Source organism: Streptomyces sp. NBC_01003, assembly GCF_045162695.1.
Lineage (GTDB): Bacteria > Actinomycetota > Actinomycetes > Streptomycetales > Streptomycetaceae > Streptomyces.
Map to the genome: position 1 here is coordinate 10,021,225 of NZ_CP108707.1, position 11,453 is coordinate 10,032,677.

General features: G+C 68.3%; 12 protein-coding genes and 1 pseudogene. 8 read left to right on the forward strand and 5 right to left on the reverse strand.

Going from position 1 to position 11,453, the window contains the following annotated elements:
• Positions 1 to 15: 15 nt before the first annotated feature.
• Positions 16 to 717, forward strand: a complete 702-nt coding sequence (gene ureG / locus OG698_RS46245; RefSeq protein WP_406110344.1) for an urease accessory protein UreG — start codon at positions 16 to 18, stop codon at positions 715 to 717.
• On the forward strand, positions 714 to 1,595 hold the full coding sequence (locus OG698_RS46250; RefSeq protein ID WP_406110346.1) for an urease accessory protein UreD: 882 nt from the start codon (positions 714 to 716) through the stop codon (positions 1,593 to 1,595). Before ureG ends, OG698_RS46250 begins: the two co-directional genes overlap by 4 nt.
• 471 nt (positions 1,596 to 2,066) lie before the next feature.
• On the opposite strand, the gene OG698_RS46255 is transcribed toward OG698_RS46250, so the two are convergent.
• Together OG698_RS46255 and OG698_RS46260 are read right to left on the reverse strand one after the other, a co-directional pair.
• A complete protein-coding gene (locus OG698_RS46255) occupies positions 2,067 to 2,333 on the reverse strand; it encodes a hypothetical protein (RefSeq protein ID WP_406110348.1) in 267 nt (88 codons plus the stop codon).
• 924 nt (positions 2,334 to 3,257) lie between these two features.
• On the reverse strand, positions 3,258 to 3,986 hold the full coding sequence (locus OG698_RS46260; protein ID WP_406110350.1) for a hypothetical protein: 729 nt from the start codon (positions 3,984 to 3,986) through the stop codon (positions 3,258 to 3,260).
• A 781-nt stretch (positions 3,987 to 4,767) separates the two neighbouring features.
• Between OG698_RS46260 and OG698_RS46265 the strand changes: the two genes are divergently transcribed.
• The 3 genes from OG698_RS46265 (at position 4,768) to OG698_RS46275 (ending at position 6,658) form a co-directional block, all read left to right on the forward strand.
• Positions 4,768 to 5,235, forward strand: coding sequence for a lamin tail domain-containing protein (locus OG698_RS46265; RefSeq protein WP_406110352.1), 468 nt, complete (start codon positions 4,768 to 4,770; stop codon positions 5,233 to 5,235).
• Between the two features lie 232 nt (positions 5,236 to 5,467).
• The gene (locus OG698_RS46270) at positions 5,468 to 5,923 is read left to right on the forward strand and encodes a hypothetical protein (protein WP_406110354.1); all 456 of its coding nucleotides are present in this window, start codon (positions 5,468 to 5,470) and stop codon (positions 5,921 to 5,923) included.
• Between the two features lie 588 nt (positions 5,924 to 6,511).
• Positions 6,512 to 6,658 carry a hypothetical protein gene (locus OG698_RS46275; protein WP_406110356.1) on the forward strand — a complete coding sequence of 49 codons (147 nt, stop codon included), beginning with the start codon at positions 6,512 to 6,514 and terminating at the stop codon, positions 6,656 to 6,658.
• A 269-nt stretch (positions 6,659 to 6,927) separates the two neighbouring features.
• On the opposite strand, the gene OG698_RS46280 is transcribed toward OG698_RS46275, so the two are convergent.
• Positions 6,928 to 7,758 carry a dienelactone hydrolase family protein gene (locus OG698_RS46280; RefSeq protein WP_405483428.1) on the reverse strand — a complete coding sequence of 277 codons (831 nt, stop codon included), beginning with the start codon at positions 7,756 to 7,758 and terminating at the stop codon, positions 6,928 to 6,930.
• A 143-nt stretch (positions 7,759 to 7,901) separates the two neighbouring features.
• Between OG698_RS46280 and OG698_RS46285 the strand changes: the two genes are divergently transcribed.
• Positions 7,902 to 8,948, forward strand: a complete 1,047-nt coding sequence (locus OG698_RS46285) for a GlxA family transcriptional regulator (RefSeq protein ID WP_406110358.1) — start codon at positions 7,902 to 7,904, stop codon at positions 8,946 to 8,948.
• Here the strand turns inward: OG698_RS46285 and OG698_RS46290 are convergent.
• A pseudogene (locus OG698_RS46290) lies at positions 8,945 to 9,334 on the reverse strand (transposase); the annotation flags it as partial. The gene OG698_RS46285 and the pseudogene OG698_RS46290 overlap by 4 nt on opposite strands.
• Between OG698_RS46290 and OG698_RS46295 the strand changes: the two are divergent.
• Positions 9,309 to 9,770: a hypothetical protein gene (locus OG698_RS46295; protein WP_406110360.1), complete on the forward strand. Its 462-nt coding sequence runs from the start codon at positions 9,309 to 9,311 to the stop codon at positions 9,768 to 9,770. The pseudogene OG698_RS46290 and the gene OG698_RS46295 sit on opposite strands and share 26 nt — an antisense overlap.
• Positions 9,771 to 10,348: 578 nt before the next feature.
• Positions 10,349 to 10,564 (forward strand): hypothetical protein, encoded by a 216-nt coding sequence (locus OG698_RS46300; protein WP_406110362.1) that lies wholly within the window; start codon positions 10,349 to 10,351, stop codon positions 10,562 to 10,564.
• A 408-nt stretch (positions 10,565 to 10,972) separates the two neighbouring features.
• On the opposite strand, the gene OG698_RS46305 is transcribed toward OG698_RS46300, so the two are convergent.
• Complete coding sequence (locus tag OG698_RS46305) at positions 10,973 to 11,434, reverse strand: hypothetical protein (protein ID WP_100598751.1); 462 nt, start codon at positions 11,432 to 11,434, stop codon at positions 10,973 to 10,975.
• Positions 11,435 to 11,453 lie beyond the last annotated feature (19 nt).

An 11,453-nucleotide genomic window follows, 5' to 3' on the forward strand; every position in this document is an offset into this window, starting at 1 on the left:
AAGACAGGGATCCGTATGCACCTTGACCACGATCTCGACGACAGGTTTCCCGAGCGGCACACCTACAGCGCCGCCGACCCGAAGCGCCCCGACGGTGCCCGCCGAGCCCTGCGTATCGGCCTGGGAGGCCCGGTCGGCTCGGGCAAGACCGCCACCGTCGCCGCCCTGTGCCGGGCGCTGCGCGACGAGCTGTCCATCGCCGTGGTCACCAACGACATCTACACCCGAGAGGACGCTGAGTTCCTGCTCCGTGAGGCCGTGCTGCCCGCCGAACGCATCAAGGCCGTCGAAACCGGCGCCTGCCCGCACACCGCCATCCGCGACGACATCTCCGCCAACCTCGAAGCCGTCGAGGACCTGGAGACCGAGGTCGGCCCGCTCGACCTGATCTTGGTGGAGTCCGGCGGCGACAACCTCACGGCCACCTTCTCCAAGGGCCTGGTCGACAGCCAGATCTTCGTCATCGACGTCGCGGGCGGCGACGACATTCCCCGCAAGGGCGGCCCCGGCGTCACCACCGCCGACCTCCTCATCGTGAACAAGACCGACCTTGCCCCCTACGTCGGCTCCGACTTGGAAAGCATGGCCCGCGACGCCAAGCGCCAGCGCGGCCACCTCCCCGTCGCTTTCACCTCCCTCAAGAGCGAGGGCGGCGTCAAACCGGTCGCCGACTGGGTCCGCGAACGCCTCACCAACTGGACCGAAGGCACCGCATGACGCTCACAACTCCAGAAACCGTGCCGCCCGCCCAGCGGACTGCGGTGGGCATACGAGCCACCGCTCGCATCTCAGCAGTCTCCAGGGGCGGCATCACCACCCTGCCCGTCCTCGACGGCGACGGACCCTTCGAACTGCGGCGCCTGCGTTCACGCCGGACCGAGGCACGCGTGTGCGTCGTCGGCGCCATGAGCGCCCCGCTCGGCGGCGACCGGCTCCGCATCGAAGCCACCGTCCAACAGGGCGCAGCACTCCACATCACCTCCGCCGCCGCGACCCTCGCACTGCGAGGCCCCACCCCCGAACACGCCACCTACGACGTACACCTGACCGTCGCAGAGCATGCGGAACTCCACTGGCTGCCCAAGCCGCTGATCTGCGCCGCCGGCAGCAACCTGCGCCAGACCTGGACCGTCGACCTTGCCCCCACGGCACGGCTCGTACTGCGCGAAGAACAGATCCTGGGACGCACGGGCGAACCGCCGGGCCATGTGGCCACGCGGCTCATCGTTCGACGCGGTGGGCGCCCTCTGCTCGACCAGGAAGCCGAGTACGGGCCTGGTACACCCGGCTGGGACGGCCCAGCCGTCCTCGCCCACCACCGCGCTACCGGGCAACTCCTCGTTGTCGAACCGGACTTCGAGAATAAGCCCCCCGAAGTCCAACTCTTCGGCGACGCCCCGGAAGACGGCCAAGCCGTGCTGACACCGCTCGCCGGCCCTGCCGCACTGGTCACGGCCATCGCCCCGGAGGGCCTCCGCCTGCGCCACCTCCTCGACACGGCACAGTCCAACTTCCGCCATCCCGTCCCAGGCGGCCATGCGCACGGAAATCGGCATCAACAATCACCCGGCCCCGGCAGTTCAGTGGCAACCTGAAGCGGAAGGTCGTGCACCACGCCCCAAGACAAGAGCGACGAACCTCCAGTCTGGCCATAGCGAATGGGCCACACCCTCCCCGACAGCCGAGCAGCGGATGGGCCACGGATCCTGCGCGGTGATGCCACCCGTGAGGTCGCAGCCAAGCTGGCAGGCCACCCGGCTCTGGCTGAGGAAATGACACGCGCCTGAGACAGCAGCCCAGCGACACGACCTGAGACGAGGAGAAGAACGCCAGGTCACGGGGTCGCCGCCCGACAGCGAAGCTGAGAACCTACAATTGGGCTGGTATCGCCTTCTCGGGCGGCCGGTTACCCGTCAACCGGCGTTCGGCCAGGGCCAGTTCCTCACCGTCCATCAGCTGTGCCCACGCCAGCTCTACCTCGGCCTCGGGCTCCACACCGGGGCGCCGGTAGGCAGTCAGGAACCGTACATTCTCCAGCAGTACCCGATCCGTTCCAGACCAGATCTCTACTCCCAGCCGTGCTGCCGGAATAGTTCTCCACGCCAGGCCAGGGCTTCCGCGATCTCCGGGTCCTGCGGCCGGTCCGCCGGTTTGACGTTGACCACCCGAACCGTCCCCGAGCGCATGACCAGCAGAAAGTCCGGGACATGATGCCGTAGCCGGTCACTGACACGAGCCGCAAGTCGGCACGGCTGAGCGAAGATCCCCTGCACCGCAGGATCGAAGTCGGCCAGCAACAGCCGGGCCAGTTCCAGGCGACTCTCATAGACCACATGGCCACCCGTCGTGGTGGACGAGTACTTGCCCGAATAGTGGCGACCGTCCGGTCGCGGTCTTCGAGGTGACCGGCGTGCGCGTTGTCCTGCTGGCGCAGGTGGACCTCGCTCACGTCGTGGACGAGGGGGAGGGGCATACCAGCGTGGCCGAGTGGGCAGAACCTGGCCCGGGACACGCAGGCCGCGGTCACGGAGTACGCGAAGGAGCAGGGCGTTCCTCGGCACGAAGTCGAGCAGGACGTGAAGACAAAGGCCCGGGGCGGCTTCTGAGTTGACGGCAGCTACGCCGCGCTGTCAGGCCACGCCTTGAGTTCGATCCACGACTCGTCCGCGGCCTGCTCGGCCAGGGTAAATCCGGGCGCCTGGAGTGCTGCCGTAGCTGCCGATCCGGGCCTCGCGGGCATGCTCGCTGCGGAACGGACATGGACGGAGAGGCCCGTCAGGTGTGGCTTTGTTAGTGAGTTACGAGAGCGCCTGTAGTTCAGGGGCGAGAGCACTCTCTTTCACGGGAGAGTGATGTCGCTGAGTTTTGGTTCTGGCTCAACTTCTGTGGAGCTGTGCAGTGCGCGTTCGTGACCGCATCGGACCAACGCTCTGACCTGCCGGTTCCCTGCATGCACCGACCTGATCTATCGAGCGTCCGGGCGTCACCACAGAAGTTGAGCCAGAACCTGAGTTTTGAGAGCACCTGGATGCTTGCCGGGATGCTTGTGCTCTGCACGACGAGGGGGCCGGGGTCATGGATTAGCCCCAGCGCGCCGAGCCTTTGCGCGGGGCCAATCGACGTCCGGGTCGCCGTTCCCTATGCCGCTGCGACGACGTCGGGCGAACCCGCCTTCGCCGTATTGATGAGGTCCATGCTTGCTTCCACGAGTTACGCCTCCTGGAGCTTGGCCACGATCCATTGACCGAGTTCTCGGGTCATGAGGTGTGGCCTTCGTTGGTGGTGGCGCAGAGGAAGCCGTGGAGGTCGCTGAGCTCGGGGTCGACCTTGCCGTACAGGGCGGCATGGTCGTCGATTTCGGCCGTCGCCACGGCGCTGATGGTGGGGACGAACGTCGAGGTGTTGTGGGCGAGATCCGCCGACTGCTTGTTGACGATCTCGGCCAGCATGGCGGCCATGCCGAAGTTGGCGGCGTCTTCCAGGAGCGGGGCCTTGGGGAAGAGACCGCCCGGAGCGCCGTCGAGTTCGGGGAAGCCGGTGGTGCGGATCTCCACAGGACTCTGGCCCGTCTTCTCCATCCGGGCGACGGTCTGCGATCCGCTGCCCTGGGTGTAGAGGCGGCCGGCCAGCTCGGGTCCGTCGGCGGCCATCGCGGTGTCGCCGGCGGGGATGCTGTTCCCCACGCCGGTGCCTGTTCCGTTGGCGACACCGAGCAGGCGGGGGATCTGGGGCCAGCTGCCCACTCTCTCGAGGGCGTTCAGGAAGTCGGTCCGCTCCTGGTCTTGGCCGGCGGCGACCTCGAGGGTGGCATCGGCGCCGGTTCCCAGGTGCCAGCGCAGCATCTGACGGGCGGCCGGGCTGCTGACCAGGTCGGAGTAGAGGCTGAGGAGCGGGTTGGCGCTGCCCCAGTGCTCCTTCACGAAGTGCGCGAACGCCTGGACTCCCAGCGGCAGCCACGCCCCGCGGTGCGGGGTGTCGTAGGACATGCTTCCTCCGGATCAAGCAGATCCAGTATCAGCGTGTCCACCACTCAGGGGGAGGCCCCTCCACCCTGCATTCAGGGTTGAACCTTTGTGCAGGGCGGCCGTTTGGGGGCTGGGGCCGATGCGGGTGGACGCGGCAGGTTGGTGGTTGTTGGCAGGCGCCAGCAGACGGTGCTGCGGGCCTTCCCTCGTGGAGGTGGGCACGCGGTTTTTGATCTCGCGGCGAGCGTGAGTTTAGAGGTGTGGTGTCGGTGTTCGTATTCGTTGGGGCTGAGGTGGCTGTTGGCGGAGTGCCGGCGGCGGGTGTTGTAGCGGGTCAGTCAGGCGAAGACGGTCCTGCTGCAGGTGTCGGAGTCGCCGTAGCCGTAGGCGCGCTGGAGGGTTTCGCGTCGGCGGAGAGCACCCTGACACCACCTCGCCCGGGAGGCCTCGCTCAGCCGGAGCGCGGAATCTTTGTTACTCACTTTCGGGTGAACGGGTCTTTGCTGGCGGGGTGGCACGGCGTGGCGCAGGGCCACGGCAGGCCTGTGTTTTCTAGGGATGTGGGCCTGACAGGGCGTCAACTCGATGCATTTAGCCACTAAATGGTCATTGCAGGCGAATGTCACAAGAACCTGTGAAAACCATGACGACCTTCGCGTTTCCTTCACATTCCGGGGGGTGGGCTGCAGGGTGTCGGTGTGCGGCCAGCCGGCCGCCCACCAGCACAACACACCCCACCGGCCTGGGGTTTTCGCTGCCGCGACCTGGCCTGGGTGTGGGCGCCATGTGAAGGAGGACCATCGTGTCCGTTTCTGCTTCTGTGCGCCGTCTGACTGCTGTCGCCGCTGTCGCGGCCGCCACCGTGGGCGCGCTTGCGCTCCCGGCCACGGCCGCCGGCCACCCTGCATCCCGCCCGCACGGCACGATCTACATCTCCGGTGTGCAGTATGACTCTCCGGGCCGTGACGACCGCTCCAACCGCTCGCTGAACAACGAGTGGGTCAACATCACCAACCCCACCCGCAGCGCGGTCAACCTCAACCGCTGGACCCTGTCCGACCGGGACGGCCACACCTACACCTTCCACCACTTCACCCTGCGCGCCCACGCAACCGTCCGCGTCCACACCGGCATCGGACGCGACACGCGCACCGACCTGTTCCAGGACCGCCGCGCCTACGTCTGGGACAACAACGGCGACACCACGACCCTGCGCAACGACCACCGCCGCATCATCGACGCCGGCTCCTGGGGCCACCACCGCCGCTGATCCCCGGCCACCGACGCCGGTGCCCTACAGCCAGCCAGCCAACGGCGGCGCGCGCCCTGCGCGCCGCCGGTTGGCGCGAGTTGGCGCAGGGCCAAGCGTCATGCAAGGCCGTGCACGCAGCAGTGGATGCAGCAGCGACGGCTTTGGCGGTGGCCGCCCTGCTGGCCCCCGCGAGCGCGCACACGGCTCCGGCGGCTTTGGAATCGCTGGGCAAGCCGGGTGACATCTCACGATGCCGTTGCAGACCGCGCTGAAAGCGCTGCCCCTCGCAGATGAGGACCGCACCGGCTATCAGCGCACCAGTATCTCGACGCCGACAAGGACGGCTGCAACACGCGCCGAGGCCCTCAAGACTTGGCGCGTCACATCCAGAGAACTGTGCGCATCATGGCGTATGGGCGTCGATCTGGAGCTGCACGCATCGCGGCCGCCGCGTAACTGGCGCAAGTCTCGCGCAACACTCCTGCGGAGCTCTCACGGACATGGCGACGCGTTGGCCGATGTACTCGGCTCGCTCCAGCTCCTCGGAGTAACCGGGAGGCTCACTGCCGTCGATCCGTACGGCGATACGTTGATGAACGAGCAGGAGTCTGCCGCCGCCCTCCAGGAGATCCACGATCTGCGGCAAAAGTGCGGTGATGAGCGTCAGCTCGCAGCGCTGGACGATCTCGCGACGATGCTGGAATAATGCGCGGCCACCCCAGGCAGTTACCTGTGGTTCGCGGGCGACTGAAGCCCGTGCCACAAACGTGCCAGATCCAGCGGGGAGCCACGGGGAATTGTGGAGCTTGACGGGCGCTCAGTTGGGCTGCCACCGAGGCTGGGATCACGCAGGTCAGCCACGACGCCGCCCCACCTCGCTCCTAAAGCGGGTGTCAAGCAGGCTGGGCCGTCACGTACTGGGGAGGCGAGCATCCAGCCCGATTCGCGGCCAGCGTACGGGGACATGATCTCTTGCCGTAAAGCAGCTCCCGCCCAAAGCCGCTCCGTAAGTTGTTTGGCGGTCCGGAAGAGTGGGGTGTGGCTCTAAAGTCGCTTGCCCCCGGTGGCTCCGGTGGAGTGGCCGCCCCGCTCTTCGGGACGCCTGGCCGCTGATTGAATCTGCGCATGGATCGCTGTTTACGGAGCTGACGGCGGGTGTTCCTCGGGCCGAACGGCATGCTGCCTGAACCGAGGAGACGCACATGGCCGAGCAGCTGACCCAGTTATGGGTCGGGACCGACGCCGGTAAGGCCCATCACTGGCTCACCGCGGTCGACGAAACCGGGGCGAAGCCGTGATCATCAACAACGCCTTGAACGAGCTGTGCAACGGCTTCAACCTGTCGGACGACGAGCTGCGGACGCGCAGCGGATATACGCGCGAGGAGATTCGCTCCGTCCTAGGGATGATCAACGACGCCATCCCGCCTCTGGCCATCTGAGCTGACGGTGATCCAAGGAGCGCCCACACAGGGTCGGCATAAGGCTTGTCCCCCAAAAGCCGGCACCCATCGACCACGTCCTGCACTGGTCACACTGGCGACAGCGACGACAACACCAAGCCTGCACCAGCCACCAACGCGGACACTCACTATCCGAAACTGAGTCCCCATCACACAAAAGACCGATCATTGGTCGAGCCAGATGAGGGTGTCGTCGAGGGCGAGGGCGATGGCGGTGAGGTCGCGGTGTCCGGCGGACCAGGGCCCAGTCAGGTGGCGGGCAGCGGTCGGTTCCCATGCGGGTGCAGGCGGTCGGTGAGGAAGGCAAGTATCTCGTCGCGGGCCCGGACGGTGGGGTGGCCGGCCTCGTCGACGAGATGGGCGGTGACGACGCTGTGCGGGGTGCCGACATGATCGGCGAAGAAGGGCGGCGGAGCCGGGTTGGCGGCGCTGTCCGGGAGGACACGCCCGTCGAAGGCGTCGCCCAGTAGCGATCGGTAGGCGGCGAAGCGCTGCCCCGTGCACCAGCGATCGCCCTCGAAGCGGTAGGCGAGGACGGTGAGTCCGTCGCGGTCGAGCCGGTCGCGCACCGCGCGCGCGTCCGCCGCGTCGAGTTCGAGTCCGCCGGGGTCGTCGAGCGGCAGCGAAGGGTGGTTGACCACCGGGGCGATCACCGCCGGCTCCAGGGCCATGGTGAGGGCGAAATTGCCGGTGAAGCACAGGCCGATCGCACCCACCCCTGGCCCACCGCACGCGGTGTGGGCCTGGCGCGCCAGGCCGCGTAGCCAGACCGTCACCGGGCTGGTGCCGCCCCCGGCGAAGGCGCGGAACTCGGCGCTGACACAAGCGCGGCGGACGACCTCCCGGCCGCCCTCGACCGTGGGGAAGGCGCCGTCCGTCCCGAACAGGGAGGGCACATGGACGGTGAAGCCCGCGTCCCGCACCCAGCGCGCGAGCCGCAAGACGTCGGGACTGATGCCCGGCATCTCCGGCAGCACCACGACCGCAGGCCCGACCCCGGCTACGTACACCGTCTTCTCCACCCCCTCCACGGCCACGCTGCGGCGGGTGAAGTCGGTGATCGGATCGTCGAAGCTCATGGGGCCAGCCTGGCCCCGGAGCCGGCCGCCGGGTGAGGAGCGGGATCGCCAAGGACAGGGGTAATCTCGCCACACGCTAGGAAGGCGAGCGGTACGCGGTCGGTGACACGGGGCCAGGGAAACCAGGGGGTACGGGAGGAGCGATGGCCGAGGCGACGCGGCAGGCAAAGGAGCGTGCGGGTCCGGTCGCCGGGCCGGATGCGCTGCGGGTCGGGGTCCTGGCGTACCCGGACTGCTTCGCGTCCGAAGTGTTCGGCGTCCCCGACCTGATGACGATGGCCGGGCACGTCGCCGGACCGGACGCGCCCGGCTACCGGGTGTCGGTCATCTCGCCCCGCCGCCGGGTCACCGCCTCGGGCGGCGCGAGGCTGGACGTGCGTCCCGTGCGCGAGGTCGACGTCCTCGTGGTCCCCGGCTTCGAACTGCGCCCGGACACGGACCTCGACGCGCGGCTCGCCCGGCTCGCCCCCGAGATCGCGGCGATCCGCGCGCAGGCCGCCGCCGGCACCGCCGTCGTCTCCCTCTGCGTCGGCGCGTTCCTGCTCGCCGAGGCTGGGCTCCTCGACCGGCGCCGGGCCACCACCTCCTGGCTGCACGCCGGCGAACTGGCCAGGCGCTGCCCGGACGCCGACGTGCGGTCCGAGCACCTGGTCGTCACAGACACGGGGGTGACGACCACGGCCGCCTTCAGCGCCATGTACGACTTCGCGCTGGACCTGATCCGCCGACACAACGGCGCCCGGGTGGCCCGCAACACCGCACGGTTGGCGCTGGTCGACGACGCGCGGACTTCCCAGACCCCGTACGTCGACCCGCGACTCCTCCCGCAGCCCGGCGGGGAGTTCTCCCAGCGCGTCATGCGGCGGCTCGACCAGAACCTCGCCGAGCGGTACGACCTCGCCACGCTCGCGGACGCCTTCCGGGTCAGCACCCGCACGCTGCTGCGCCGCTTCTCCGAAGAGGCCGGACGCAGCCCGCTGGCCCATCTGCAGGCTTCCCGGGTCCGCCGCGCCCGCCATCTGCTGGAGACCACCGACCGCACCGTCGCCGCCGTCGCCGCGGCCGTCGGCTACCAGGACCCTGGTACCTTCGCCGCCCTCTTCGCCCGCCACACCGGCCACCGCCCGAGCGCGTACCGCGCCGCCTTCCGCCGCACGGCCCAGGCGTCCGCCCAGGACGGCGGCGCCTAGGTTCTGCCTCTTGGCCAGCGTTGTGCCCAGATGAGGATGCCGGCGAGGTGGAGTGCGGCCTGGTAGGCGATCGCGAGCTTGTCGCATCGCATGGCCAGGCCGCGCCACTGCTTGAGGCGGTTGATGCAGCGTTCGACGGTGTTCCGCTGCTTGTAGGCCTCGCGGTCGAAGCCGGGTGGGCGGCCGCCTTGGCGGCCTCGCCGGAGTCGGTGTCCGATCTGGTCGGACGGCTGCGGGATGACCGCGTGGATTCCCCGGCGCCGAAGATGCGCCCGGATAGCACGCGAGGAGTAGGCACGGTCGGCCAGAACAGCGTTGGGCCTGGTCCGAGGCCTGCCCAGGCCCGCTCGGGGCACGCGGATGCGGGCCATCACCGTCTCGAAGGCCGGCGCGTCACTCAACGACTACGAGACCGGCGGCACGGACCCGGAAGACGGCGAAGCCGTCCTGCTCATCCAGCCTGGCGGCCGAATACCCGAATTCGCCGCCATCGGGCCGGCCGGGACGAAGGGGCGCTCTCTGTGGCGGTTCGGCCCTGACGAGGAGCTGCTGCCTGTCGAGTTCCGGATCGAACTACTGCCGGTACCGGATGAGGTAGAGCGGGACAGGGAGCTGGACGGCATCATCAACGCCGACAACTATTTCGGCGGCCGCCCCTTCTATCCCGACTGGGCCGGGGTCGAGGCGCCCTGGCGCTTCTACTTCTGTCTGGCAGGCGCAGACATCGACGAGCAGTACTTTCTGAACTTCGCCCATGGCTACGGATACGCCTACCTCAGCCCAGACCGCCAGGAGGGCCGCTTCAGCTGGGGAGCGGCGTAGCGACGTGGCGGCATGCCGCTCACTACCATTCCAGATCGGGCTACGGATCAGAGAGCTTCTGACATCCACAGCCGACATCAACGACGCCGGACAGAGGCGCACACCAGCGTCTCAGTCCGGCCGTAGCATCAGTCGAAGGCGGCAGCCGAAGCAGGACCGGATCGAACTCCTAAAGCGGGTGTCGCACGTTCGAATCCTGCCGGGGTGCCAGGGCAAAGGCCCACCATCCACGGTGGCGAGGCCAGGTCTGCGGCGCGGTGAAAAGCCCACGGCCGCTCAGCGGGGCAGCCTCCAGCGGGTGAACACGCATGGGTCGGGGCCGGCATGAACTCCGAAGGGAGCTCGATCCGCTCGAGAAGGAATCCCTCGCCGGGGACGTGCACGGTGTATCCGCAGCCCTTGTAGAAGGCGCCCAGGTCCCGGTCGGTCTCGAAGGACCCGTACAGCAGGAAGTAGTCAAGCTGGTCGTAGACCTGCCAGGCCCGCTTCAGCCTCGCGCAGACGTTTTGGACAGTACGGATTCTGTCTGGCAACGTCGCCTGTCCGATCCCCGATGACACCGGAAGGCGGTGCGGAACATGACCGAGGTGAGCACGCGCAGCGTCCGGGACGCCGCTGTCGCCGCGCACCTGCGCAGGACGACCACCCTCGACGTGCCCGCGGAGTTCGAGACGTGGTCCGTCGCGGACCTGGCGGACTGGCTCCACGACACGGAGGACGACCCGCAGGTGTCCGACGAGGACTTCTACCAGGCCCGCAAGGCCGTAGAGATGCTGGGAGTCGAGGACGTCTGACCGGTGGGCATGTCCGCGCGGTCTCGCGCGGACATGCAGCATTCGCACGGTCCAGTCGGCGCCCGGGTGCTGCTCGTGCAGCAAGGCCGGCCTCCCTGTGCAACGGGCGGTTCGTTACGGGATACGCGGCGTGCATCTCGTAACCGCACTCGTCACAGGCCAGCGGTGCGGGCAGCCGGGCCTAGTCCAGCCCCAGATCTGCGGTTGCCCGGAGTGGCTCCGTTACTCTCTCGACTCGCATCGCGGAGGCGGCCCGCATCTCGCCAAGAACCCCTTCGCGTTTGACGACGCCCTCGGCAGCTGATCGCGAATGGCGACCCAGTCGGCGCGGGGGCTGGCAGCGGCCTTCAGCATCACGAGGGGCCCAGCCGTCAAGCTGGGTGCGCCGGTGACAGCCTGTACCGTGCGTCAGATCTGGTCCGCGAGGCGCACGTAGTCGTAGTAGAGGGGGTCCCCGTCCTCGTCCACCGGGTACTCGTAGCTGCTCTGGTTGGCGAGGACGATCTTCAGCTCCGGCAGCTCGTCGAAACCGAGGTCGTTCTCGGTGATCTCGTGGCCCCGCTCCGCGAACAGCTCGAAGAGGTCCACACTCGGGGTGCGGAAGACGTCGAGACCGTCGAGGAGCACTCGTACGTCGGCGTCCTCGTCGAGGAACCGGAACAGCTCCACGCCGCTCAGCGCGCCCTTGGTGAAGCCGAGCATCACGTTCAGGCCGGACGCGTCGTGCTTGAGCAGGATCTGCCCGGGCTCCGGATCACTGGAGGCGACCCGCAGCAGCCCCCACGCCTGGACCGCGTCGCGCGCCTCCTGCGCCGACATGCCGAGCCGCAGCGGCCCGACACCGACCAGCGGCAGTAGTTCCAGTTCCATGTTCCGTCCTTCGCCTTTC